The sequence below is a fragment of the Aerococcus mictus genome (assembly GCF_003286595.3).
GTDB classification, from domain to species: domain Bacteria; phylum Bacillota; class Bacilli; order Lactobacillales; family Aerococcaceae; genus Aerococcus; species Aerococcus mictus.
This window is the reverse complement of record NZ_CP132985.1, coordinates 1,739,368-1,762,759: the sequence shown is the minus strand read 5'-3', so window position 1 is coordinate 1,762,759 and position 23,392 is coordinate 1,739,368. Positions and strand designations below refer to the sequence as shown.

Genomic DNA, 23,392 nt, shown 5'->3' with positions numbered 1-23,392 from the left:
ATGCAACAACAAAAAAGTTTTGCCAGTGAAGGGAGTCAAGGCAATCTTTATCTGGTGCCTACCCCAATTGGTAACCTGGAGGATATGACCTTTCGGGCCCTCAAAGTCTTGCAATCGGTGGACTTGATCCTAGCTGAAGATACCCGTCATACCCAAAAGTTATTGAACCATTTTGAAATTGATAAGCCGCAAAAAAGCTTTCATAAGTACAATACCCAGGAGCGGATTCCTGAAATTCTTTCCCTCTTGGAAAAGGGCAAGGACCTGGCCCAGGTTAGTGATGCCGGTATGCCAGTGATTTCTGACCCAGGAAGTGAATTGGTCCAGGCCTGTCTCAAAGCGGGTATTCGGGTGATCCCCCTGCCAGGCGCCAATGCGGCCTTGACCGGACTGATTGCTAGCGGACTGAATAGTGAGGCTTTTACCTTTATTGGTTTCTTAGCCAAGAAGGCAAAGAACCGCCGCCAACAATTAATGACCTATCAGAATACTGGAGAAACCCTCATGATCTATGAGTCTCCTTATCGAATCAGCCAGACCATTGAGACGGCCATTGAGGTTTTTGGCCCTGACCGACCAGCTTGTGTGGTCCGGGAATTGACCAAGTCCTATGAGGAATTTAACCGCGGGTCTTTGGCGGAACTGAGTGCTTATTACCAGGAAAATCCCGTCGTCAAGGGGGAAATTTGTTTCTATATTGAGGGCAACCCTCATCCCAAGTCAGCGGCGGAACAGTTACAGGCAGGTATTGACCACCTGCCTCTCAAAGGCCAAGTCGAGTGGTGGATGGAAGAAGAAAAACTCTCTTCTAAAGAAGCCATTAAGAAAGTGGCTAAGAATAAGGGGTTAAAGAAGCAAGAAGTTTACCAAGCCTACCATGAAATCGGTGGGGAGGCCCCATGATTTTCTACCTAGGAGGCGGCTTACTCCTTGCCATCGCTTTATTACTCTTTATCCTTGCCCCGCGTAATTTGTGGGACTCCTGGATTGCTAGTCTGGGACTTATTATCCTTTTTTACGCCATGGGTAAGGACCCCAACTTTGCAGAATCCCAGTGGCTGTCCTTCATCTTTCATGGGATAGAGGTTTTTGTGAATTACATTGCCCCTTCCTTACTGCTGATTTTTGGACTAGCCATGTTTACCTATGCCTTATCCCTCTTCCAAGAAGAACATAATTACCTCCAGCTGGTGATTGGACTGAGTCTGGCGGTGTTCTTAATTCTGGTGGGCCTTGTGCATTATTACGTTCGCTTCAACCCAGAATTGATGGCGGATAAGCATTGGCTGCATATTTTAGACTTTGTAGTCGCTTACTATGTTTTACTCTTGATTAATTTCCTGGTCAATTCTCTAAGACTCTGGTTGATTGAGGATGACCGTAAGCAGGATTATATTATTATCTTGGGTTGTCTATTTAATAGTGACAATACGGTGTCTCAGATGTTAAAGCTACGCTTGGATGCCTGCTTAGCCTATGTGGGGCGTCAGAAGTTTCTCTACCACCATATTCCCATTCTCATTGTTTCTGGAGCAGCCACAGTAGCAAATAGTGACTGTTCGGAAGCTGATGTCATGGCCCAGTATTTGAAAGCCCAGGGCATCCCCGAGGAAAAGATTTGGCGAGAAGACCAAGCCACCAATACCCATGGTAACTTTGCCTACAGTAAGCAACTGATCGAGGGGATCCAACCCGTCAAGAGTGCCCATATTGCTTTTATTACTAGTGCTTTCCACCTTTACCGCAGTCAACTCTATGCCAACCTGGAAGGACTCTACCAAGTCACCGGATTCGGGGCCAAAACCACCCTAAGGGAAAGCTTTAAACATGGGATTCGAGAATTCGTCGCCATCTTATTTATGCACCGCAAGCTGCATTTATTGATGACGGTGGTTATGTTTGGGATTGGTTGGCTCAACTATATTCATTTTGATTAGATGATTTACTAAGAGAGGAGCTATTGATATGCTACAAGAATTTAAAGATTTTATTGCTAAGGGTAATGTGATTGAATTAGCAGTCGGGGTTGTTATGGGGACTGCCTTCACTGCTATTGTGAACTCCCTAGCTAAGGATATTTTAACCCCATTATTAGGGATTATTTTAGGCAACATCGACTTGTCAGCTTATAGTATTGAAGTTGCCGGAGCCACATTTGGTGTGGGGAACTTTGTTAACGCTATTATTTCTTTCTTATTAATTGCCCTGGTTCTATTCTTTATTGTTAAGGCTTTTAGCCACTTCAAACATGAAGAAAAGAAAGTTGAAGAAGCTAAACCAAGTAATGAAGAAGTCCTATTAACAGAAATCCGTGACTTATTAAAGAACAAATAGAAGCTAAGAACTCCAGACGGGAAGAGATCCCTCAATTCTATTGTAGGCAAATAAAAAGCGAAGCTAGTCCAATGGCTAGTTTCGCTTTTTGTTTTATATTCTTCTTTTATTTTTATAGTGGGTGACTTGTTTAAGAAGAAAATCTATTTTTATATAGTTTTGAGCAGTAGTGACGCTGTGAAATGAGTCGTTAGCCATGAACAAGCAAGCGATGTGAATTATCGGATAGTAGGCGCTAGCCGTACTAGCCGTTTGAGGCTCGCTAGGTGAGGAACCTAGGTCCGAACCGGTGCCATGGCTTTTTAACGACGAAATTTCAAAAGCATAACGAATGCTCAATGATATTATTGGATAAGTGTCTTCATTTAAAAAGTTATGTAATCACCGACCGGATAGTCGCTAGGGTCGAGCTGTAAGTCGCTGCCTGTGATCATGGCGGCGAGTTCGTGGCCGATAATCGGTCCGGTGGTTAGGCCGCTTGAGCCCAGGCCAGAAGCTACATAAATATGGTCATACTTGGGCAGGGCCCCGTAAAAGGGGGCAAAGTCGCTGGTATAGGCCCGGGTGCCGACCTTAATAGCTTGGTAATCAGAGAAATCGATGGCAGGCAGTAAGTCCTGAGCTGTTGTCATAATTTCTTCTAAGGCTTGGAGGTTGGGACTCAGGTCAAAGCCTTGGTCATTTTCATGGGTAGCTCCTAAGAATAAGCGCTGACCTTGGTGGGGGATGATATCAGCCTGACCCTCGGGCATAATCAGGGGCCATTGCTCAGCTTGATCGATATGGTCATAGACCAATAGTTGCCCCTTTTGAGGCCGGATATCCACATTTTCTGTGTAAGGGGCCAGAATCTCTCCCAGCCAGGCGCCTGCTGCGATAATGACCCGGTCATAGCTTTGCTGTTGGATCTTGACCTCCGTAGAGCTGATGGCATCAATGGCGACCGCTTCAGGGATGACACTAAGCCCCTTATCTTGGGCAGCACTGAGGAGTTCCTGGCAGAGTAATTCGCCGTCAATGACGGCCGCCCCAGAATCAATTTGAATCAGGTCTTGGTCATAGGTCCAAGGGGCTAAGGCAGCTTGGGCCTGGCTAGGCTTTAATCGCCGGATTTGACCGATCAGGGGGGCCTTTTCCTTACGGCGGTTAGCAATTGCCATGAGTTCGTCAATCATTTTTTCTCGCTTTTTCAAAAGCCAGGTCGTCCGTTTTTGGTAGGCTTGGGAAGTGATGCCGGCTTGGGCTAAGTTAGCGATCAATTGGGGGTAAAAATGGGCCCCAGCGTTAGCCATCCGGTACCAAGGCTTATTGCGACGCTTGGAGAACCAGGGACAGATAATACCGGCTGCTGCCTTAGTGGCTTGGCCGATCCCGCTATCGTAGAGGGTGACTTGGTGGTCAGTCTGGCTGAGATAGAAGGCGGTTACCGAACCGACAATTCCTCCACCGATGATGGCTATTTTCATTATTAATCTTCCCCTTTCTTAACTTCGTCATTGTCTTGGTCATGTTTTTCTTGGCGGGCGGCCTTGTGCTTGGCTTCTTTTTCAGCCTTGGCCCGCTTTTTCTTTTGCGACCGGTAGGAAGCCCGGCTGATGAGCGGGGTATTGAAGAGTAAGGTTTCCCAAATTCCTGTCCGATTAGTGGTGTTTTCCTCATTTTCAAGGTCATCAGCCTCTAAGCCATGGGCGGGTCCGCTAGCCAGACGGACATCATCGTCGCTTCCTTCTTCCTGGTCATCATCCAGATCGTGCTTGTCCTTGCCTGGGCTCGTCAAGGCCTGGTCATAGACTAGGTAGCCGCTGGTAGTCAGGATAAGGAGGAAGACTAGCCAAATTGGGAGCTTGATGACTAAGACTTGGTAAAGTAAGGAAAAATAAGGAACTAAGCCAATGAGGAGGAGAATGATGGTAATAATGACCAAGTAGACCCAATTATAGCCTTCATTCCAAGCGTCTCCGTAGTCACTGGAACGAGTGAATTGAAAGGCAAAAAAGATAAACATGATGGAGAGTAAAAGCTCCAATAAAAGGCCTAGGACACTTAGGGGCAGGGGCATATTTAAAGCCTGTCCCCAAGAATGATAGGCGCTGAGCCCTTGGAAAAAGATTAAGAGGGCGTAAAAGCCATAAGAAATGACTAGAAAGAGTAACAGGTACTTAGTCAGGGTGTGGGGTTGGTCATGGATAGTGACTAAGTGGTGCCTTCTGATAATCTGGCGGGCATAAGCCTCGGCGTCATTAGGGAAGAGGTATTTGGGCAGGAGATGGCGGGTTTGGGCCCCTTCCAAACGGTCAAGGAGTTGGGACAGGTCTTCATCGATAGTGAGTTGGGGTTCGGCATGGGTGTAGAGATAGGCCTGGCATTGGAAGAAGTACTGCCGCCAAGGTTGGTCGAGATCTTTAGCCCGATTTTGATTGCTGTGGTAGACCTTTCTAGCTTGGTCTTTTTCTTTTTTTCGCGCTGCTTTTTCTTCACTGGTTTCAAACACGTCTATTACTCCTTTATTTAAAAGCATCATTATTAGCTATATTTTAAAGGAAGTCAGTCAAAATAGCTACTCCTCAACTATAGCGACGAATTTTTATATTTTTCACCACTTCATATTTTCTATGCTATAATAATCAATAAAAATTTATATATCTAATGTTTTCTAAAGGAAAGGAAGGATTTTTTGTGAAAATTAATCATCGTTACTTAAATACAGCCCCCTCCATTATTCGCGAGTTTGCTGAAACTTTTGCCCAAATTGATGGTCTACTTCCCTTCACGATCGGGGAACCTGATCTTAACGCCCCTGAAACGGTTAAAGACGCTATCAAAAAGGCTCTAGATGAAAATAAGACCCACTATGCATCAGCTAAGGGGCTTGGAGAATTGGTCGAGGCCATCGTTGCTTATTTTAAACGTACCCAAGATCTTGATTTAAAAGCTGATAATGTGATTATTACCAATGGAGTCACCGAAGCTGTAAAGATCGCTATGGATGTTTTCATTAATGAAGGCGATAAAATTATTGTTCCTTCTCCTTTCTTTGGCCTTTATGAAATGACAGCAGCGATTGCGGGGGCAGAATTGGTAACCTTAGATACCAGCCAAACCGACTTCAAGTTAACTCCTAAGGCTTTGGAACGGAGCTTGGATGCTAACCCAGAGACGCGTTTAGTCCTCCTAAACTACCCCAATAATCCGATTGGGAATACCTATACCAAGGATGAAATTCGTGAATTAGCCGAAGTGATTAAGCGCTATGATGTCTTTGTCATTAGTGATGAAATTTATTCAGACATGATCTATGACCAAGACCATTATTCCATCTACAATGAAATCCCCAACCAAACTATCTATCTCAATGGTCCTTCCAAGAGTTACGCCATGACCGGACTTCGGATTGGTTTCATCCACATGCCTGATGGCTATGTGACCCAAGGCTTGGTTTCCCACCAAACCATGGTTACCAGCGTGTCTACCCCTGGTCAACACGGGGCGGGGCCATCGCTGCCTATAATGAGTGTGATGACTTTGTCGTGGAAGCCCGTGATAAATTTAAGAGTCGTCGCGACCTGCTCTTAGAAGAATTACCTAAGATTGGTTTAGAATTTGTTCACCCAGCTGGAGCCTTCTATATCTTTATCAAGGCACCAGAATCATATCATGGTGATGACAAACAATTTGCCCTTGACCTAGCCCACCAAGCCAAGGTAGGGGTGATACCAGGCTTTGCCTTCGGTAATGCCGGTAAAGGCTATGTCCGCTTCTCCTACGCCTCTTCTTACGAATCTATCCAAGAAGGATTGAAACGTCTAAAGAACTTTGTTGATCAATTAGCCTAGAACTTTTTTAGAATCTAGGAAACCAATAAAAGACATGAAACCATAAGCTAAAAAAAGCCTTCCCGCATCAAGTGTAGTGACCCCCAAAAGTTGGACTAAGAATTCAACTTTTGGGGGTTATTTTTATGTCTAAATATTCATTAGAATTTAAACTGAATTTAGTAGGAGACTATATTGCGAAAAAAGGAAGTTATCGAACCTTAGCTAATAAAGCAGGAATAGATCCTTCTATTTTACGAAGGTGGGTTAATAACTATTATGAATTTGGTGTAGATGGTTTAAAGAAAAGGCGGACTCAACAGGTTTATACTGTTGAATTCAAATTAAATGCGATAGAATTGTATGAAAGTACGGAAATGAGTTATCGCGAATTGGCCAATTCATTAAACATGAATAATCCAAGTCTAATCGCTAATTGGCGAAGAGCTTATCATGAAAGAGGACTTGATGGCCTTTCCGCGAGGAAAGGAAGGCCACCTAAAGTGTCTAAAAAGAAATCACAAATCAATCAAATAAAGGATAGCAGCGAAACCAATCAGTTAAGTGAAGCAAAAATAAAGGAACTTGAACAACGGATTACGGATTTAGAAATTGAGAACAAATTTTTAAAAGGATTGAGGAGACGTGTGGCTCAAAGAGTCAAGCGAGAAAAGAAGAAATAGTGACCGAAATCACACGTCTCCATGATGAAAAATATGCTTTAAAAGATATTCTTAGCGTTTTAAAGTTTCCTAAATCGACCTACTTTTATTGGAAAAATAAAGATGAGGAAATTGATAAGGATGCCGATTTAAAAGAGGAAATGAAAGACATCAGAGAAACCCATAAGGATTATGGTTATCGAAGAATGCGAGCTGAACTGCTTTCCCGTGGTTATAAGGTCAGTAAAAACAAAGTTCAACGCCTAATGAAAATTATGGGGATACAGGTCACTAGCTATACTAGAAAGACAAGAAAATATAATTCCTACAAAGGAACGATTGGAGAGATAGCGCCAAATCGTATCAACCGGCGGTTTGATTCGACCATTCCTTATCAAAAAATAACAACAGACACAACAGAATTTAAATACTACTATGCCGATGATTCTGGGAATTATCAAACTGGAAAACTCTATTTAGATCCTTACATGGATCTATTTAATCGAGAAATTATTTCTTTTAAGATAACACATCAGCCTAATGGACAAAGCATGTTGGAGGGGCTACAAGCTGCCATTGAAGCAAGTAAATTATGTCCATACAGAAGAACCTTTCATTCTGATCAGGGCTGGGCCTATCAAATGAAAAGTTACACCCGGCTCTTGAAGGATCACCGAATTTTTCAAAGTATGTCTCGTAAAGGAAATTGCTTAGATAATTCGCCAATGGAGAATTTCTTTAGTCTACTAAAACAAGAAGTCTACTATGGTCGGACTTATCATTCCTTTGAAGAATTAGCACAAGCGATTGAAGATTTTATAATCTATTACAATGGTGAAAGAATCAAAGAAAAATTAGATTTTAGGAGTCCTATAGAATTTCGTCTTCATCACGCTTCTTTCGCCGCTTAATGATTACACATAAACTTTAAACTTATCAAGAGCCGCTACGCTCTTCCTCTTGACAAGTTTAAATTTCTGAGTAAATGTGTCGGCAAGAAATAAGCAAGAACTGTAAGCAACAAAAAAGAGCTGGCCAAAGGCCAACTCACTATATATAAAGTCCAACTTATTGGGGTCACCATATCAAGTGGGGAAGGCTTTTTTTATTAGAAGTTAATCTAAGGCTTTTAATTTACCGGTCTTGGTCATGTCATGGATAGCCTTTAAATCAGGTTCAAAGAGGCTGATCTTGTCATGGTTCTTTCCGTAGTAGAGTTCATTAGGAAAATAGAGGCGTTCATCGCCTAGTTCTTGGCCGGTAAAGGCCCGGATGAGTTGGCTGGCTTCCGACAGTTCAATAATGGTCCCATCTTTTTCCAATAATTCAATCTGGGTCCGGGGGTTCTTTTTGCTGGGGTCATAGAGGTCATAGGGCAGGTCATAGTTACTGTTATAGGCAGTATAGTAGTTAATGTCGTAGCCCATTTGTCCAATCTTCTCTTGGAGATCTTGGGCAGTTTCTGCTTGAGTGTTGGAGTCAAAGGTGACCGACTTAAAGGGTTTGCGGTTGATGAAACGCTTGGACAAGTCCACCAGAATCGGGTCATCACTGGTTAAGATCCAGTGTTGGAAGTAGGTTTCCATCACCCCATCATCGACATGGAGGTAGTCGGTGAGGTTCCACTCATTTTTCAAAAAGGGCACCAAGAGTGGCGAGTGCTTGATAAAGTACTTGGGATTGTCTTGGTAGAGGTCCTTAGCTCGTTTCAAGAGGCGGTTGAGGATCATTTCCATGGCCCGAGAAACCGGGTGGAAGTAGACCTGCATATACATTTGATAACGGCTGACAATATAGTCTTCCACCGCATGCATGCCGGCATAGTCAAACATAATCCCACCTTGGTAAGGCCGCATGACCCGTAATATCCGCTGGAGGTCAAAGGCCCCATATTCAGCTCCGGTAAAGTAGGAGTCTCTTAAGAGATAGTCCATCCGGTCGGCGTCGCATTGGCTTGAAATCAGTTGGACCACTTGGGGGTTGGGGTAGCTGTGGTTGATGACGGCAGCCACCTTATTGGGAAAATCAGGAGAAACGGTAGTCAAGATTCGGTTGACCTCAGTCTCAGGGGAGGTAATGATGGCCCGGGTGACGGCTTCATGGTCAGTACCGAAAAGTTTTTCAAAGGTGTGGGAGAAGGCACCGTGGCCGATATCATGGAGGATAGCAGCACAGAGAACGACTAAACGTTCCTGGTCATCCCACAAACCGTCGCCTGGCTCTTGACTGGGATAGTTGCGTTGGAATTGGTTGACAATTCGGCGGGCAATTTCATACACCCCCAGGCAATGGGCGAAACGGGTGTGGTCAGCCCCGTGGAAGGTAAAGCTGGTCGTTCCTAATTGTTTAACCCGGCGCAGGCGTTGGAATTCCTTGGTATTAATAAGGTCTAAAAAGATTTGGTGTTGGATATGGATATAACCATGCACCGGGTCACGGAAGACTTTTTCCCGGATCCGGCGGTTAGCTTCTTCAAATGACATAAATAACTACCTTCCTTCAGTTAAACGTTGGTTACGTTTGATCATGCGTTGGACCTGGTCATGTAAAATCTTTTGGTCTAAAGCCGCCAAGTCAATCTCTTCAAAAGAAGTCCCTAAGTCTTGGCTAATAACTTCTTCCAGGGCCTCGGTTACTTGGTCAGTGCTTTGGAGTCTGGGTAGGCTCGCCTTGAGGTTGGCCATGCTGTCGGGGTTAATGATAGGGTACTTGGTTTTTGTGGCTTGGTTTTGCTTACCTAATTGGTAGAAATTTTTCACCACTTGACCACGGTAATTTTGCTGGCCATAAAGGGAAAGGTAAGTAAAGATCCCAATAGCCCCGCCAATCCGTCTTTGGGCAATACCGGCAATTTTTTTACCTGCCAAGCTGACATCAAATTTACCTGGGCAGTAGGAATCACTGACTTCCCCGGTGGTTAGTTGCAGTTGGTAGGGGGCCAGTAAGTCCTGGAGGAGTTGGACCTTGATTTGGTAGGCCTGGTCAATACTCAGCTTATCGGGATAACTATGGGGACCCAGGTGGAGGGTATAATTCACTACCCCAGGTTCACTAATGACCGCCAGTCCCCCGGCCGGACGCACCACCGCCTGGTAGGGCGTTTTTTCTTCGACGGCTGCTAGGGCTTGGTCCAAATAGGGCAGGCGGGTGTCCTGCATACCAAGAATCAAAGTGGGGTCGGTGGTCCAAGTGTGTAAAATCAAATCGTAGGGGAGGGCTTCCTTGTTGAGACCATTTAATAGGTAGTCGTCAACGGCAAAAGGGAGTAAGGGCGTCTCCTTGGCGTAGTGCACATTGAGACGGGCGATTCTTAGCCCAGGCCCTTGATGAAGATAATTCTTGATTAACATGCAATCCCTCCTCAATAATTTGCCTATATTATAGCATAAAGTGAATAAACAAAGCCCCTTTCAGTGACTAGACAAGCAGGAAAAAGCCTTGACTTTATTTAAAAAATTCACCTATGCTATACTCATTGAAGAGAAACAGACTGCTTTGTAAAAAAACAGTGAAAGAGTGAGAGGTGGACTAATGAGTAGAATGAAGGAGATCATTCATATCCGGGGCGTCAACCACATCCAGCAAGCGGGGGAAAAGCAGGAATTGATCATCGACCAAAAAGGGACTTACTTTGCCCACCCCCATGCTTTCTTTATTGAATATGAAGAAGATTTTCAAGGGGCTAAGAGCCGGGTGCGGTTGAAGTTTGACCACAAGCAGGGCCTAACCATTAAGCGTTCAGGTCAGTCTGTCCAGGCCACGATCCCCTTAGCATTGGGGAAAAGGCAGAGCTTTCTTTACCGGATCAAGGGTTTGCCTAACTTAAGCCTGGCTAGTGAACTGGACCAGCTCGAGGTGGAAGAGTTTGAAGGAGGGGGCAGGATTAACTGTCACTACCGAATTTTTGAAGACTCGGACCAAGAATTGGGTCAATATCAATTGCAATTGAAATATACTTATGATGTAGTGTAAAATAGATAGAGTATGACAAATTTTTTTAGCCTGAAAGGATGACGCTTGAGTGAACTTACAACGCCTTGACCACCAAAATAAGGAGGAGCTATCTTTATTAGAAGTGGCTTATGAAATTTTGGCTGAGAGTAATGAAGTTTATGATTTCAATCAATTATTAGCAGCTGTGCAAGAATATCTTGACTTGACCGATGACCAAGTGGCTCAACGCATGGTCACCTTCTATACCGAATTAAATACTGATGGAAGTTTCATTTCCTTGGGGGAAAACCGCTGGGGCTTACGGGCTTGGTATCCGATTGATTCCATTAACGAAGCCATTGTTTCTTCCATGGATGATGAAGATATCAAAGAAAAACATAAGACTTCCCGTCGTAAGAAAGTCAATGTCTTTGATGAAGGCAATGAAGACATGATCGACTACAATGCCGATGACCCAGAAGATGTTGACGCTTATGAAGCAGACTTTGATGATGACGATTACGACGAAGAAGACTATGACGATGTCGACGTGGATGACGACGATGAAGATAGTGACGAAAATGACGAATTGAAAGATTATCAATCTGACTTGGATGAGTTAGGTGATGATGAAACCGAAGATGACTTAGAAGATGGTCTGGAAGGCGACTTAACCATTCTCGATGATGAGGACTTGGAAGACGAAGAGGAAGACGACCACGATTTCTAATAATTCATCGAAAAAGCGTGTGACTAAAGTTAAGAAGGCTGGTATAAAAACCAGTCTTTTTTGTATACCAAGTTTCCCTCTTTTTGCGCTTGTCACACTCTCTCCTCTTCACAAAGTTTTTTTAGGAAGTGTAGCGGGAGTTTCTCAACTGAGCTTTTAAAAAGGCTAAATTTTTTATTAAGAATTTTTTGAGGGCTTTTACCAGGGCATTAACTGCTGGATGAATTTGTGATCGATTTCATTAGTTGGAGCTTGTTTTGATTGAGAGGGCAGTAGGCCTGATACCAAGGGCTTTTAGGGAGAGAAAGGGATTAAATCAGCTTTTATTTTTACTTTTCCTAAGAAAAAGTTTTATCCCAGAATAACTTAAAAGCGAGAATACATCGATATAGACTGACTTGGTATTTTAGTATACAATAAATCAGTATAATTATTTTATCCCCCAATCCTCAAATCCTCACTTGTGAAAGGAATTTTATCAACGAAATGAAAAAATTTATTATCGAAGGCGGACGACCACTTAGCGGAGAAGTGTTAGTTTCTGGGGCTAAGAATAGTACAGTGGCGCTGATTCCTGCTGCTATTCTGGCAGATAGTCCTGTTGTCTTAGAGGCTGTTCCAACGATTGATGATGTTGATTCGCTGATTAGTATTTTAAGAGATTTTAATGTGAGTGCTGATTTCCAAGAGCACGTCCTACGTATTGACCCTAGCCAAATGGAAAATATTCCCATGCCTGAAGGGAAGATCCAAAGTTTACGGGCTTCCTATTACTTTATGGGGGCTTTACTGGCTAAATATGGTGAAGGTACCGTGGGGTTGCCGGGTGGTTGTTCCCTCGGTCCCCGTCCTATTGACCTCCATATTAAAGGTTTTGAAGCCCTAGGCGCTAAAATTGAAAGTGAAAATGGGGCCATCCACTTTTCCACCCCTAATGGCTTAACTGGGGCTGATATTTATCTGGATGTCGTTAGTGTCGGAGCCACTATTAATATTATGTTAGCGGCTGTCAAGGCCAAGGGACAAACCGTGATCGATAACGCGGCCCGGGAGCCTGAAATTATTGACGTGGCTACCCTCTTAAATAAAATGGGGGCTAACATTAAAGGGGTAGGGACCTCAACCATCCGGATTGAAGGGGTTGACCACTTACACGGGGTCAGCCATGCCATTATCCCAGACCGGATTGAAGCCGGAACCTATCTCACTGCCGCTGCCCTAGTTGGCCAAGGCGTTTATGTGAAGAACGTGATCTTTGAACATATTGAAGGTTTAGTGGCTAAGATGGGCGAAATGGGCGTCAAGATGGATGTCTATGAAGACAAGATCTATGTCCATCCCCAAGCGGATGATTTAGAGATGGTCAATATTAAAACGGCTGCTTATCCCGGCTTTGCTACGGACCTCCAACAACCGATAACCCCACTCTTGATTACTGCCCACGGGAGTGGCGTGATCGAGGACACCATCTATCCTAAACGGGTCAACCATGTTCCTGAATTACAACGGATGGGCGCAGATATCCATGTGGTCGATGACACTATCCATATCAAGGGTCCCAAGTCCTTAACCGGTACCAAGGTTACTGCTTCTGATCTGAGAGCAGGGGCTTGTCTGATCAATGCCGGCTTGGCTGCTTCTGGCCGGACCGACCTCTATGGGGCTGAACATATCTTACGGGGTTACGATAATATTTGTGAAAAATTACAGAAATTAGGAGCCAAGATCGACCTGGTTGATATCGACGACTAAGGGCCTTTACTCCTTATAAGAAAGGGTGCCTATGACTAAAAAGAAAGCAAAATTTGAAAAAGATGAGCTCTTAACCTGGGAAGATCTGGAAGGCCTCACCCTCAAGCAAATCTATGACTACGCCAAGGAATATAAGATTCCCTACTACAGTCAAATGAATAAAAAGGAACTGATTCTAGCCGTTATCCGGGCCCAAGAAAAGAGCCAGGGCTATTTTTCAGTGGAGGGCATCCTGGATATTACCGGTAACGAATTTGGTTTCTTGCACCCGATTAACTATTCCCCCAGTCAAGAAGACATTTATATTTCTAATTCCCAGATGCGCCGCTTTGGCTTACGGAATGGGGACTTGGTCTCGGGAACTGCCCGGCCACCTAAGAATAATGAACGCTATCTGGGCTTGATGCATGTCTATGGGGTCAACGGCAAGGACCCTGAAGAAGCTAAACAGCGCTCGCACTTCCCTGCCCTAACCCCTATTTATCCTGACCAGGCCTTGCGCTTGGAATCGGCGCCTAACCGCCTATCGACCCGGATGATTGACCTCATCGCTCCGGTCGGCTTTGGCCAACGGGGCTTGATTGCGGCCCCTCCCAAGGCCGGAAAGACCGTTTTGTTAAAAGAAATTGCCAATGGTATCAGTGAAAACTACCCGGAGGCAGAATTGATTATTCTCTTAATCGATGAGCGTCCTGAGGAAGTGACTGACCTCGAGCGCAGTGTCCAAGGGGAAGTGGTCAGTTCGACCTTCGACCAAAAACCTGATAATCATGTCCGGGTGGCTGAATTGGTCTTGGAACGGGCCCGGCGTTTGGTCGAAGATAAGCGGGATGTCATCGTCTTGATGGATTCCATTACCCGTTTAGCCCGGGCCTATAACTTGATTGAACCGCCTTCTGGACGGACCTTATCTGGAGGGCTGGATCCGGCTGCCTTATATGGTCCCAAGCGCTTCTTTGGTTCCGCCAGAAATATTGAAGATGGCGGCTCTTTGACTATTTTAGCTACAGCCTTAACCGATACCGGGTCGCGGATGGATGACATGATCTATGAAGAATTCAAGGGAACCGGCAATATGGAATTACACTTGTCCCGGCAACTGGCCGAGCGCCGGATTTTCCCCGCCATTGATATTAAGAAGTCAGGCACCCGCAAGGAAGAACTGCTCTTAAGTGACCAAGCCCTAGAAGCCCTCTGGCAACTCCGCCAAGGCATGCAAGGGAATAGCCAAGAGTATACCGAGACCTTCATTCATGAGTTATCGCAAACCAAGACTAACCAACAATTTATCGAACGCTTGGCTTCTTTTGGTCAAGCTTTGAAAGAAAAATAAAAAAGTCTTGAAATCAAAAAAACTCTGTGATAGTATATTGCTGTTATGTAAAAATAATCTCTAAATTGAAAAAGATTTAGGGCGCAAAGGAGAGTAGACGACTAATGAAACAAAATATCCATCCAGATTACCATCCAGTCGTTTTTATGGACACAAGTACAGGTTTTAAATTCCTATCTGGTTCCACAAAAACTTCTGATGAAACCGTTGAATGGGAAGACGGTAACACCTATCCATTGATTCGTGTGGAAATTTCTTCCGACTCCCACCCATTCTATACCGGACGTCAAAAATTCACCCAAGCCGATGGACGTGTGGACCGTTTCAACAAGAAATACGGTTTTGCCGACGCCAACGCCAAGAAAGACTAATAAGATTACAAGAAGGAGCTTGCCATTCACGCCAAGCTCTTTTTTTATGCTTTGTGAGTTCCGCTTATGAATTCTTAAGGATTTACTTAAACTTTTCTATAAAAGTCTTTACTTCAACTTCCTGACTTGTTTTTTTATAATAAGTGGGTAATAATTAGAAGGATTTCGTTAGGCCAAATAAAGGAGTTATTATGAAAAAGATTAACTGGAGCCGCATATTGGGAATTCTCCTCATTCTAGTAGGAATCGGCTTTATCATTTACCAATATGTTCCCGCTGTGCAAGTGTATATTAACCAAAAAACTTATGCCCTCAGTAATGTCGACCGTGACCAAGTCTTAAAGAACCAGGAAGATAACTCAGGGAACTACGACCCTAACCAGGTGACTATGGTAACCCCTGATATGGTCCGGGCAGCCCGGAAACGGATCCGCGAAGGCAGTGACGAACTCAATGTGATCGGAGCACTGGCTATGCCTAAACAAAATATTTCGATTTCGGTGATGAATGGCTTGAGTGAGAGCGTTCTTTTAAGTGGGGCAGGGACCTTTTACCCCAACCAAGAGATGGGAGTCAATAACTACCCATTGGCCAGCCATAATATGGACGCCATTGCGCCAGGCTTACTTTTATCGCCTATGGTAGAGAATACTTCCCTAGGGGATAAGATTTACTTGACTGATATGAAGAATATTTATGAATATGAAACCTTCTATGCCCAACAGACCGATCCTAGCCGGGTCGACATGGTGGCCCTCCAGTCACAAGAGCCGATAGTGACCCTGGTGACTTGTGAAGAATCCACTTCCGCCGCCATGCGTTATATCGTCCAAGGCAAGCTGGTTAAACAATGGCCTTTTGAGAAGGCTCCTAAAGAAGTGATCGAATACTTCAGCTAAGCAGCGATTGTTTAGAAATTTACCGCTAAAAATAAAAACTGCCTCTTGTCTATTTGACAGGGGGCAGTTTTTGTATCTATTGATAGTTTAATTTATTCTAAAAACAAAACGCATGTGCATCGATTGCTTTGATAGAGAAGTTAATTACATAAACAAACTTCTAATTAATAAATTAATAAACCGATAATTAAACCCACCACGAAGATTAAAATATAGCGCAGGGTATTGTTATTATTCTCTTCCATAAGTTTTCCTCCTCTTAATGAATGGCTTTTTGCTAATTAATTGTTACATCCCCAGCCTAATAAAAAAACAGCGCTTTCAAAGAATTTTACTCATTGAGTATTCAAGCTCTTCCGGCTAGTCAATAAATGAGCCTAAGCCTGACTGATCTAGTTTAGCGGATGAAACTTGGCATTAATACAAGCAAAAACACCTTAAGAAGACTTGATTGAAGCAGTCTTCTTAAGGTGTTTTGCCGTTTGACTCGAGCGATTGTTAGTGATTTATTTCTTTTCCAAGTCATTGAGGTAGACCTGGGCCAGGTCACGGTAGCTTTCCTCTGGGTGCTGGCTAAAGTAAGTGACCCATTTTAAAAACCAGGTCTGGTTGGGATGGCCCTGGTAGCGTTGGAGGAGTCTGTCTAAATCAGCCGCACCGATGACGTGGAGGAAGGCGGCATTGGCGCGGTGGTAGCTATCGATAGGAGGTGCAGGGAGGGAAAAATGCCGTCTTTGCCCCAGGCTAAGAAAAGTTTGAAAGTCTTCAGCCAGTAGGAGCTTTTGTCCTGTCGCAAAATTTTGATAGTAAACTTTAGGCTCACTCCGGCTTTCCTTTAAGTCCTTGGGGAAGGCTAGGTAGGCCACCGCGGCCTGGTCTTCATAGAAGATAATCTCATGGTTGCTTAATTCCTGGGAAAATTGGAAACTCTCTTGGTCCAAGAGATTGGGAACCAGGTAGGGGCGGTTGACGGGTCTGGGATAGAGCCCGGCAATATAGGGAATGTAGACGGCATCCAGGGCATCAGTACTGGGCTTAGGGCTTTTGAAATAGCCTTTAGAGCTGTAGCCACCATTGACCTGGTTGACTAAGTTGTGGTAAGCGATGGGGAGGTCATGGACCATAATCGCCCCTTTGATGGGTGTTTGTGAGAGATAAGTGTAGTAATGTTTTTGGAAGGGGAGGGCGAGCAAGTGAATATTATGAGCGCCTTTCATAAAAAGATGTGTCACTCCTGTCTAAAGTTTGGTATCATTATATGGTACTGTGAGGAGGGAGCTGGTGGTTGTGAATTATATTTATATTTTGCTTGAACCAACAAGTAATCATGTAACCAGTCGTGGTCTAGGGGTTCAGCACCTGAAAAAGGCCATGAAGAAGTTGCCCCGTAATTTAGTGCTCCTGTCTAGCCCTAAAGATATGGGCTCCTTTGATGATTATACACGTTTTGAACTGATTCGCGGAGAAAAAAGCGTTTCTGATTTCTTGATTGAACAGGAAAGCGTGGCTAATCCCCATGTCAAATGGATCGATTATGATTCTCAGGAGTTACTGCATCAGTTAGATCCCGGTGAAATCGCCGAAATGCTCTATCTGAGTCATGCCAACCGGCACTGGCATTCACCCTTCTTCTATAAATTACAGAATAATTATGTCTGCCTGCCCATGGAAAATCATCTGGTAAAGGTTTATTATCGCTATATCAATGAATTTTTCTATCAATTGGCACTTAGAATTAAGGCTTGTGTGGAAGATAGCGGGGTAGGCAAGCGGCCACTGTTTTTCTTAAGCAGCTCTTTAAGCACTAAGGAAATCCCCCTCCCCTCACTGGAAACCATTGAAGAATTACGACCCTTGCTTTATGAAGGGGCTATTTTTGATTTTTCCCAGGTGGATTGGGCCCGGCAAAGTGACCTAGTTATTCCGATTTATTTGGCAGAGGACCAAGTGGATGAAACCATCAATCGACTATCAGAGGCGAAGTTATTAGCCAAGCTGACCTATGATTCAGCGAAGGGTTGGTCGATTAAAGAACTTTCGAACGAAATATTTGGAGGCTAATTATGAAGATTGTCTTACTATACGGAGGACAAAGTGCTGAGCATGATATTTCTATTATGACGGCGCAATCAATTATCAAGCATATTAATTATCAAAAGCATACTTTGTTGCCTGTCTATATTACTCAGGCCAACCAATGGATTAAGGGGACAGCGATTGACCAAGCGCCAGAAGCGGACCTTCCGCTCCGGTTTAATCCTGAATTGGACGCTAATGACCCTGAACACGGCGACTTAGTCAGTCCCTGTCAGGTCTTTAATGGGGAAGAAGTCATTGCCTTTCCAGCCTTACATGGTCCCCACGGGGAAGATGGTAAGATTCAAGGCTTATTTGAAAGCTTGAATGTGCCTTATGTGGGCGCGGGGGTTCTAGCTAGTGCAGCGGGGATGGATAAAATTATTTCCAAACAGCTCTTCCAACAAGCGCAAATTCCCCAAGTGCCTTTTACCTCGCTAACCCATTATGAATGGGACCAAGAACGAGCCAAAAGCCTCACCCGGATTGAAGGGGAATTGGTTTATCCGATCTTTGTTAAACCCGCTAACCTAGGGTCTAGTGTGGGGATTTCCTGTGCCAATGACCGGGAGGAATTAATCCAAGCCATTGAGCTGGCCTTTAATTATGACCGCCGGGTAATTGTGGAACAAGGGGTAGAAGCCCGCGAGGTAGAAGTGGCCGTACTCGGTAATGATGCCATTGAAACCTCAGTGGCCGGTGAAGTGGTTAAGTCTAAGAGTTTCTATAACTACGAGGAAAAATACATCAATAATACCGTAGAATTAGCCATCCCTGCCGACCTACCTGGTGAGATTATGGATAAGATCCGCGCCTATGCCGCTAAGGCCTATGCTGCTATTGATTCTAGTGGCTTAACCCGGGTGGACTTCTTTGTCACCCATAATATGGATATCTACATCAATGAAGTCAACACCATGCCTGGCTTTACCCAATGGTCCATGTATCCATCCTTGTGGGAAGCGACTGGTATTCCTTATGACCAATTGCTGGAAAGATTAATCCAATTAGGCTTAGAACGTTTTGAAACTTATAAAGGATTGAAAAATGAGCAGTGATCAGATGAAAGCATTAGCCATCAATGAGATTGTCAAAGCCGTGGGGGCAGTAGACTATGATTCCACAGCTGCCCATCACTTGATTACGTCGGTAGCCTTTAATTCTAAGGAAATCAAGCCAGGGGGGTTGTTTATCCCCTTGAAAGCTGCCCGGGATGGCCACGATTTTATCCAAGATGCCATCGACCATGGGGCCCAAGCCACCTTGTGGGCCAATGATCCCGCCGATGCCCCTAGTGAGATCCCGGTTATCCAGGTGGAAGACACCTTCACCGCCTTTGTTGACCTGGCCAAATATTATCTAGGGCTCATTGGGCCTAAGGTGATTGCCGTTACCGGTTCCGCTGGCAAGACCACTACCAAGGATATGACCGCGGCTACCTTATCAACTACCTTTAATGTCTATAAGACCCAGGGCAATTATAATAACCAACTGGGCGTTCCCTTTACTATCCTCTCCATGCCGGAAGATACTGAAGTCCTGGTAGTCGAAATGGGGATGTCAGGACCTGGTGAAATTCGCTTTCTCGCCCAACTCTGTCCCATGGATGTTGCGGTGATTACTATGATCGGGGAGAGCCATATTGAATTCCTCGGCTCGCGGGAAAACATTGCCAAGGCCAAGCTAGAAATCCTAGAAGGCTTAAAGGAAGACGGTACCTTCATTTACCCAGGCGACGAGCCCTTGATTGACCAAGCGGTGGTCGACATGCCGGAAATCAAAAAGATCCGGGTAGGTCTGGATGACTCTGAGGATGTCTATGCCGAAAATATTGTTAACGAACGCGAGCATACCCACTTTTATACCAACTTGTCGCCTAATGTGGAATTATCGATTCCCGTGAGTGGGGACTATAACGTGAAGAATGCCCTGATGGCCTGTGCGGTAGCCTATAGCCAAGGCTTAGCGGTGGAACAAATTAAAACACCCCTGAGTCAGTTTAAGCTAACGGCCAACCGTAGTGAGTGGTTGCTGGGTAAGGATGACATCCAAATTCTTAACGATACCTATAACGCCAACCCCAGTGCTATGCGGGCAGTCATCCGTAATTTCTCACAATTAGAACGTTCCGCTGTCACCAGCCATAAGGTATTGGTCTTAGGGGATATGTTAGAATTAGGTAAGTACAGCGCCAGCATGCATGCCAGCATCGCTGATGAGATTGATAGACCTCATATTGATGGGGTATACCTCTATGGTAAAGAAATGCAAGCCTTGGCAACAGCCCTTCAGGAAAAGGGTTTCCCTGAAGATAAGATTCATTACTATCCTGAAGATAAGGCGGCTTTAATTGAGGATTTACTGGCCCAAGTTCACCCCCAAGACCAAATTCTGGTCAAAGCCAGCCATGGTATGGGACTGGCCGAAGTCGTTACTGCCTTAAAAGCTTAAGGCTAAAAACACTTTAACCAGCAATTTTATCCAATCCGTGCTATACTAGAACAAGTGAATACACCAAGAACATAAGAGCTCGCCTTATGCAGGCGACTCTTTTTTAATAATAAGGAGGAATCTCTTCGTTAATGAAATTTGAAGAACTTAATTTAGATCCTAGACTGCTCCAAGCGGTCAAGAATATGGGCTTTGAAGAAGCCACCCCAATCCAAGCACAAACCATTCCCTACGCCTTAGAAGGACGGGATGTTTTAGGTCAGGCCCAAACTGGTACCGGAAAAACCGCTGCCTTTGGCCTACCCCTCTTAGAAAAAATCGACCACCATACTGACCATATCCAAGCCCTGGTGATCGCACCAACCCGGGAATTAGCTATCCAAAATGGCCAAGAACTTTACCGGCTAGGTAAGGAAAAGGGCGTCCGCACGGTCAATGTTTACGGTGGGGCCAATATCCGCCGGCAAATCCACCAAATTAAAAAAGGCGCTCCAGTCGTTGTGGGAACGCCCGGTCGGTTAATCGATTTAATGAAACGCAAGGTCTTAAACTTAAACTTTATCGAAACCTTGGTCCTAGATGAAGCCGATGAAATGCTTAATATGGGCTTTATCGAAGATATTGAAACCATTATCCGCGCTACTCCGTCTAACCGGCAAACCTTGCTCTTCTCAGCCACCATGCCCAAGGAAATCCAACGCATTGGTGAGCACTTCATGCAAGACCCGGTAACCGTTAAAATCGAAGCTAAGGAAATGACCGCAGATACCATCGATCAATACTTTACCAAGTGCCATGACCGGGAAAAATTTGATCTTTTAACCCGCTTTATTGATGTTAGCCATGCCAAACTGGCTATTGTCTTTGCCCGGACCAAACGCCGGGTGGATGAAGTTAGTCGCGGACTGATTGAACGGGGCTATCAGGCTGAAGGGATCCATGGGGACCTCTCCCAGGAAAAACGCTCTAGCATTATGAAGGACTTTAAAGACGGCCGCTTGGAAATCTTAGTGGCTACTGATGTGGCTGCCCGTGGTTTAGATATTAGTAATGTGACCCATGTCTATAACTATGATATCCCCCAAGACCCTGAAAGCTATGTCCACCGGATTGGCCGGACCGGACGGGCAGGTAAGGGCGGTATGTCGATTACCTTTGTCTCAAACCATGAAATGGGTTACCTGCGTACCATTGAAAACCTAACCCACAAAAAAATGTCTCCTCTCCGTCCACCAACGGAAGAAGAAGCCTTCACGGGTCAAATCAAGCAATCTCTAGCTGCGGTTGAGGAACTCTTAGAAGAAGACCGTGATGACCAATACGAAGAAGTGGTCAACTACCTCAGCGAAAACTATACCGCGGAACAATTAGCCTTGGCCGTGGTTCGCTCTCAAATGAAGGATAAAAATGATGTCAAGGTGTCTATCACGCCTGAACGGCCTTTAGGGCGGAAACGTTCTGATAAGAACCGGGGCAAGTCCCACTCTAAAAACCGAGGCCAGCATAAGGGGAGAAATCACCACTCCAAGCAAAGACCTAAAAACAATAAAGGCCAAGGCAAGTCTAAGCATACCGGCAAGAATAAGCGCAACCAGGCTAAGAAAGGCAACAAGCCAGCTAGAAACCAATCCACTAAGCAATCATTTACCATTCGTTAAAGGATAGTGGCTGATGATTAAAGGGATAGGTACTGACTTAGTTGACATCAAACGGATTGAAAAAGCGCAAAAGCAGCGCCCCGATTTTGCCAGTCGGGTCTTAACAGCAAGTGAACGAGAAGCCATGGAAGCCAATAGTAGCTGGAAGCGGCAGATGGAATTTCTTTCGGGACGCTGGGCAGCTAAAGAGGCCTTTGCTAAGGCCTTGGGGACGGGCATTGGTCTGGCCCTATCCTTCCAGGACTTAGAAATATTAAATGACCCAAAGGGACGTCCCTGCCTGAACACCGCCGTCTATTCGGGCAAGATTTTTCTCTCGATTACCCATACCGATGACTATGCCCAAGCCTTTGTGGTCTTAGAAGAATAAAGGATGCTAGAACTACAGTCTCCGGCAACATTTTGCCGACTGGCTGTAGTTTTTCTTTGTTTATTAATATTGCTTTTTTATTTATTATTTCTTTAATTACAATCTGATCTGTGCTAATTTTACTAGGGAGGAGGAAGGTTATGAACCTGTATATTTTACTTTTTATCTTTGGAATTAACTTAATTTACATTATGCTCAATACTATCCGCACCTTGTTAGCTATGCGGGGTTATCGGTCCATTGCGCCCTTTATTGCCATGATTGAGGTGACTATCTATACCATCGGGCTTTCTGTGGTGATGAAATACCTGGATACCCCGATCTACCTGGTGGTTTATGCCCTAGGTTACGGGATTGGGATCTACCTGGGCATTCTCTTAGAAGATAAGATTGCCCTGGGGCATGCAGTGATTCAGATTTTTACCCAGTCGACCGATAATCATTTGGCCCAAAGCTTGCGCCAACAAGGTTATGGGGTGACGGTGCAGACTGGTTACGGCCGGGATGGTGACCGCTTAATCATGACGGTCTTAACTCCACGATCACGGGAGCAGCAAGTCTGCCGGACCATTGAAGCCATTGATCCCAAAGTCTTCTATATCTCCTATGATGCCAAATACATCCACGGTGGTTTTTGGACCAAGCGTTTGCGCCCCAGTCTTCCCCATCCTAGAAAGCCGATGAAGAAAAAAGCCAATAAGCAGGGGGAGAGTGAAAGTGGGACAAAGAAAAATTAAAGTCCCTTGCCAAGAACTTTCCTCGGGCTAAGACTAAGTTGGAATTAAATAGATAAAATAACTAGACAGAATGCATTCTGTTATATTTTGGGGAGTCCCTAGAGTCAAACTTGAAAAAGTCAACTGACCCTAGGGGCTTTTCCTGCCTTCTTATTTGAAATTGACAAGGAGGCCTTCTCTCTATATAATCAATAAATTAATTTTAACGTAATAATGAAAAATGCAGAGACTAGTGATGACAAAAAATCTATGACCGGCAGTCAAGACAAGTATT

At 44.6% G+C, this 23,392-nt stretch carries 23 protein-coding genes; 18 read left to right on the top strand and 5 right to left on the bottom strand.

Features of this window, described 5'->3' with window-relative positions:
• Genes rsmI through mscL form a run of 3 tightly spaced genes read left to right on the top strand, consistent with a single transcriptional unit; the run spans nucleotide 1 to nucleotide 2,334 of the window.
• Nucleotides 1–903, top strand: coding sequence for a 16S rRNA (cytidine(1402)-2'-O)-methyltransferase (rsmI, locus tag DBT49_RS08105; protein ID WP_070558193.1), 903 nt, complete (start codon nucleotides 1–3; stop codon nucleotides 901–903).
• The gene (locus DBT49_RS08100) at nucleotides 900–1,937 is read left to right on the top strand and encodes a YdcF family protein (protein WP_070558191.1); all 1,038 of its coding nucleotides are present in this window, start codon (nucleotides 900–902) and stop codon (nucleotides 1,935–1,937) included. Before rsmI ends, DBT49_RS08100 begins: the two co-directional genes overlap by 4 nt.
• Before the next feature lie 28 nt (nucleotides 1,938–1,965).
• Nucleotides 1,966–2,334 (top strand): large conductance mechanosensitive channel protein MscL, encoded by a 369-nt coding sequence (gene mscL, locus DBT49_RS08095; protein ID WP_111872399.1) that lies wholly within the window; start codon nucleotides 1,966–1,968, stop codon nucleotides 2,332–2,334.
• Between the two features lie 365 nt (nucleotides 2,335–2,699).
• On the opposite strand, the gene DBT49_RS08090 is transcribed toward mscL, so the two are convergent.
• Both DBT49_RS08090 and DBT49_RS08085 read right to left on the bottom strand, forming a co-directional pair.
• Nucleotides 2,700–3,800, bottom strand: a complete 1,101-nt coding sequence (locus DBT49_RS08090; RefSeq protein WP_083300387.1) for an NAD(P)/FAD-dependent oxidoreductase — start codon at nucleotides 3,798–3,800, stop codon at nucleotides 2,700–2,702.
• Between the two features lie 2 nt (nucleotides 3,801–3,802).
• The gene (locus DBT49_RS08085) at nucleotides 3,803–4,825 is read right to left on the bottom strand and encodes a hypothetical protein (RefSeq protein ID WP_070558187.1); all 1,023 of its coding nucleotides are present in this window, start codon (nucleotides 4,823–4,825) and stop codon (nucleotides 3,803–3,805) included.
• 185 nt (nucleotides 4,826–5,010) lie between these two features.
• Between DBT49_RS08085 and DBT49_RS08080 the strand changes: the two genes are divergently transcribed.
• The 3 genes from DBT49_RS08080 (at nucleotide 5,011) to DBT49_RS08070 (ending at nucleotide 7,719) form a co-directional block, all read left to right on the top strand.
• Nucleotides 5,011–5,907: a pyridoxal phosphate-dependent aminotransferase gene (locus DBT49_RS08080; protein ID WP_168163168.1), complete on the top strand. Its 897-nt coding sequence runs from the start codon at nucleotides 5,011–5,013 to the stop codon at nucleotides 5,905–5,907.
• Entirely contained in the window at nucleotides 5,862–6,167 is a 306-nt protein-coding gene (locus DBT49_RS08075; protein WP_083300385.1) for an aminotransferase class I/II-fold pyridoxal phosphate-dependent enzyme, read from the top strand. The genes DBT49_RS08080 and DBT49_RS08075 overlap by 46 nt, the downstream gene beginning before the upstream one ends.
• A gap of 125 nt (nucleotides 6,168–6,292) precedes the next feature.
• A protein-coding gene (locus DBT49_RS08070; RefSeq protein ID WP_101560582.1) for an IS3 family transposase occupies nucleotides 6,293–7,719 on the top strand; the annotation gives its coding sequence in 2 pieces (ribosomal slippage) (nucleotides 6,293–6,803 and nucleotides 6,803–7,719; 1,428 coding nt in all).
• Nucleotides 7,720–7,923: 204 nt separating this feature from the next.
• Here the strand turns inward: DBT49_RS08070 and DBT49_RS08065 are convergent.
• The gene (locus DBT49_RS08065) at nucleotides 7,924–9,291 is read right to left on the bottom strand and encodes an HD domain-containing protein (protein ID WP_070558186.1); all 1,368 of its coding nucleotides are present in this window, start codon (nucleotides 9,289–9,291) and stop codon (nucleotides 7,924–7,926) included.
• A gap of 6 nt (nucleotides 9,292–9,297) precedes the next feature.
• The gene (locus DBT49_RS08060; RefSeq protein ID WP_070558184.1) at nucleotides 9,298–10,158 is read right to left on the bottom strand and encodes a lipoyl protein ligase domain-containing protein; all 861 of its coding nucleotides are present in this window, start codon (nucleotides 10,156–10,158) and stop codon (nucleotides 9,298–9,300) included.
• A gap of 181 nt (nucleotides 10,159–10,339) precedes the next feature.
• Here DBT49_RS08060 and DBT49_RS08055 point away from each other — a divergent pair, with 181 nt between their 5' ends.
• The 6 genes from DBT49_RS08055 to DBT49_RS08030 all read left to right on the top strand — a co-directional run bounded on the left by DBT49_RS08055 (nucleotide 10,340) and on the right by DBT49_RS08030 (nucleotide 15,826).
• Nucleotides 10,340–10,780: a DUF1934 domain-containing protein gene (locus DBT49_RS08055; RefSeq protein ID WP_083300384.1), complete on the top strand. Its 441-nt coding sequence runs from the start codon at nucleotides 10,340–10,342 to the stop codon at nucleotides 10,778–10,780.
• Between the two features lie 49 nt (nucleotides 10,781–10,829).
• Nucleotides 10,830–11,471, top strand: coding sequence for a DNA-directed RNA polymerase subunit delta (gene rpoE, locus DBT49_RS08050; protein WP_070558180.1), 642 nt, complete (start codon nucleotides 10,830–10,832; stop codon nucleotides 11,469–11,471).
• A 486-nt stretch (nucleotides 11,472–11,957) separates the two neighbouring features.
• Nucleotides 11,958–13,223 (top strand): UDP-N-acetylglucosamine 1-carboxyvinyltransferase, encoded by a 1,266-nt coding sequence (locus tag DBT49_RS08045; protein ID WP_013668528.1) that lies wholly within the window; start codon nucleotides 11,958–11,960, stop codon nucleotides 13,221–13,223.
• Nucleotides 13,224–13,254: 31 nt separating this feature from the next.
• Nucleotides 13,255–14,556: a transcription termination factor Rho gene (gene rho / locus DBT49_RS08040; protein ID WP_070558178.1), complete on the top strand. Its 1,302-nt coding sequence runs from the start codon at nucleotides 13,255–13,257 to the stop codon at nucleotides 14,554–14,556.
• Nucleotides 14,557–14,660: 104 nt separating this feature from the next.
• Nucleotides 14,661–14,927, top strand: a complete 267-nt coding sequence (locus DBT49_RS08035; protein ID WP_013669986.1) for a type B 50S ribosomal protein L31 — start codon at nucleotides 14,661–14,663, stop codon at nucleotides 14,925–14,927.
• 191 nt (nucleotides 14,928–15,118) lie between these two features.
• Nucleotides 15,119–15,826, top strand: coding sequence for a class A sortase (locus DBT49_RS08030; protein WP_070558174.1), 708 nt, complete (start codon nucleotides 15,119–15,121; stop codon nucleotides 15,824–15,826).
• Between the two features lie 506 nt (nucleotides 15,827–16,332).
• Here DBT49_RS08030 and DBT49_RS08025 read toward each other — a convergent pair.
• Nucleotides 16,333–17,043 (bottom strand): SMI1/KNR4 family protein, encoded by a 711-nt coding sequence (locus tag DBT49_RS08025; protein WP_070558172.1) that lies wholly within the window; start codon nucleotides 17,041–17,043, stop codon nucleotides 16,333–16,335.
• A 64-nt stretch (nucleotides 17,044–17,107) separates the two neighbouring features.
• On the opposite strand from DBT49_RS08025, the gene DBT49_RS08020 reads away from it, so the two are divergent.
• From DBT49_RS08020 to DBT49_RS07995, 6 genes are all read left to right on the top strand, one after another.
• Nucleotides 17,108–17,887 (top strand): hypothetical protein, encoded by a 780-nt coding sequence (locus tag DBT49_RS08020; RefSeq protein ID WP_070558170.1) that lies wholly within the window; start codon nucleotides 17,108–17,110, stop codon nucleotides 17,885–17,887.
• A 2-nt stretch (nucleotides 17,888–17,889) separates the two neighbouring features.
• Nucleotides 17,890–18,960 carry a D-alanine--D-alanine ligase gene (locus DBT49_RS08015; protein ID WP_070558168.1) on the top strand — a complete coding sequence of 357 codons (1,071 nt, stop codon included), beginning with the start codon at nucleotides 17,890–17,892 and terminating at the stop codon, nucleotides 18,958–18,960.
• Between the two features lie 4 nt (nucleotides 18,961–18,964).
• Nucleotides 18,965–20,353, top strand: coding sequence for a UDP-N-acetylmuramoyl-tripeptide--D-alanyl-D-alanine ligase (locus DBT49_RS08010; RefSeq protein ID WP_070558224.1), 1,389 nt, complete (start codon nucleotides 18,965–18,967; stop codon nucleotides 20,351–20,353).
• Between the two features lie 131 nt (nucleotides 20,354–20,484).
• Entirely contained in the window at nucleotides 20,485–22,011 is a 1,527-nt protein-coding gene (locus tag DBT49_RS08005) for a DEAD/DEAH box helicase (protein ID WP_070558166.1), read from the top strand.
• Nucleotides 22,012–22,024: 13 nt separating this feature from the next.
• Nucleotides 22,025–22,381, top strand: coding sequence for a holo-ACP synthase (gene acpS, locus DBT49_RS08000; RefSeq protein ID WP_070558165.1), 357 nt, complete (start codon nucleotides 22,025–22,027; stop codon nucleotides 22,379–22,381).
• A gap of 140 nt (nucleotides 22,382–22,521) precedes the next feature.
• Nucleotides 22,522–23,118: a DUF2179 domain-containing protein gene (locus DBT49_RS07995; RefSeq protein ID WP_070558163.1), complete on the top strand. Its 597-nt coding sequence runs from the start codon at nucleotides 22,522–22,524 to the stop codon at nucleotides 23,116–23,118.
• Nucleotides 23,119–23,392: the final 274 nt, after the last annotated feature.

Bases quoted from the DNA above. Each gene is read 5' to 3' on its own strand.
- rsmI (WP_070558193.1), top strand. From the start codon at position 1: ATGCAACAACAAAAAAGTTTTGCCAGTGAAGGGAGTCAAGGCAATCTT.
- DBT49_RS08100 (WP_070558191.1), top strand. From the start codon at position 900: ATGATTTTCTACCTAGGAGGCGGCTTACTCCTTGCCATCGCTTTATTA.
- mscL (WP_111872399.1), top strand. From the start codon at position 1,966: ATGCTACAAGAATTTAAAGATTTTATTGCTAAGGGTAATGTGATTGAA.
- DBT49_RS08090 (WP_083300387.1), bottom strand. From the start codon at position 3,800: ATGAAAATAGCCATCATCGGTGGAGGAATTGTCGGTTCGGTAACCGCC.
- DBT49_RS08065 (WP_070558186.1), bottom strand. From the start codon at position 9,291: ATGTCATTTGAAGAAGCTAACCGCCGGATCCGGGAAAAAGTCTTCCGT.
- DBT49_RS08060 (WP_070558184.1), bottom strand. From the start codon at position 10,158: ATGTTAATCAAGAATTATCTTCATCAAGGGCCTGGGCTAAGAATCGCC.
- DBT49_RS08055 (WP_083300384.1), top strand. From the start codon at position 10,340: ATGAGTAGAATGAAGGAGATCATTCATATCCGGGGCGTCAACCACATC.
- DBT49_RS08045 (WP_013668528.1), top strand. From the start codon at position 11,958: ATGAAAAAATTTATTATCGAAGGCGGACGACCACTTAGCGGAGAAGTG.
- rho (WP_070558178.1), top strand. From the start codon at position 13,255: ATGACTAAAAAGAAAGCAAAATTTGAAAAAGATGAGCTCTTAACCTGG.
- DBT49_RS08035 (WP_013669986.1), top strand. From the start codon at position 14,661: ATGAAACAAAATATCCATCCAGATTACCATCCAGTCGTTTTTATGGAC.
- DBT49_RS08030 (WP_070558174.1), top strand. From the start codon at position 15,119: ATGAAAAAGATTAACTGGAGCCGCATATTGGGAATTCTCCTCATTCTA.
- DBT49_RS08025 (WP_070558172.1), bottom strand. From the start codon at position 17,043: ATGAAAGGCGCTCATAATATTCACTTGCTCGCCCTCCCCTTCCAAAAA.
- DBT49_RS08015 (WP_070558168.1), top strand. From the start codon at position 17,890: ATGAAGATTGTCTTACTATACGGAGGACAAAGTGCTGAGCATGATATT.
- DBT49_RS08010 (WP_070558224.1), top strand. From the start codon at position 18,965: ATGAAAGCATTAGCCATCAATGAGATTGTCAAAGCCGTGGGGGCAGTA.
- DBT49_RS08005 (WP_070558166.1), top strand. From the start codon at position 20,485: ATGAAATTTGAAGAACTTAATTTAGATCCTAGACTGCTCCAAGCGGTC.
- acpS (WP_070558165.1), top strand. From the start codon at position 22,025: ATGATTAAAGGGATAGGTACTGACTTAGTTGACATCAAACGGATTGAA.
- DBT49_RS07995 (WP_070558163.1), top strand. From the start codon at position 22,522: ATGAACCTGTATATTTTACTTTTTATCTTTGGAATTAACTTAATTTAC.